At 61.5% G+C, this 296-nt stretch carries 1 protein-coding gene; it reads left to right on the plus strand.

Features of this window, described 5'->3' with window-relative positions; all coding sequences use genetic code 11:
* Positions 1-296, plus strand: a 296-nt coding sequence (locus tag ACLEJQ_RS25830; RefSeq protein ID WP_440799944.1) for an OprD family outer membrane porin, incomplete at both ends; no start/stop codon positions are given.

Raw genomic sequence — 296 nt, forward strand, 5'->3', positions numbered from 1 at the left:
ATGGAAGACATGTCGATGAACGGCCGTGGCGCCTTCACCTCCGACCGCTTCAACTTCGGCGGCGGCGAATATGCTTTCAATGAAAAACGCACCCAGGTCGGCGTGTGGTACGCGGAACTGTCCGACATCTACCAGCAGCAGTATTTCAACCTGACCCACAGCCAGCCCATCGGCGACTGGACCCTGGGCGCCAACCTCGGCTACTTCACCGGCAAGGAAGACGGCAGCGCCCTGGCCGGCGACCTGGACAACAAAACCGCGTTCGCCATGCTCTCGGCCAAGTACGGCGGCAACAC

Source organism: Pseudomonas sp. SMV71, from assembly GCF_052042015.1.
Classification (GTDB): domain Bacteria; phylum Pseudomonadota; class Gammaproteobacteria; order Pseudomonadales; family Pseudomonadaceae; genus Aquipseudomonas.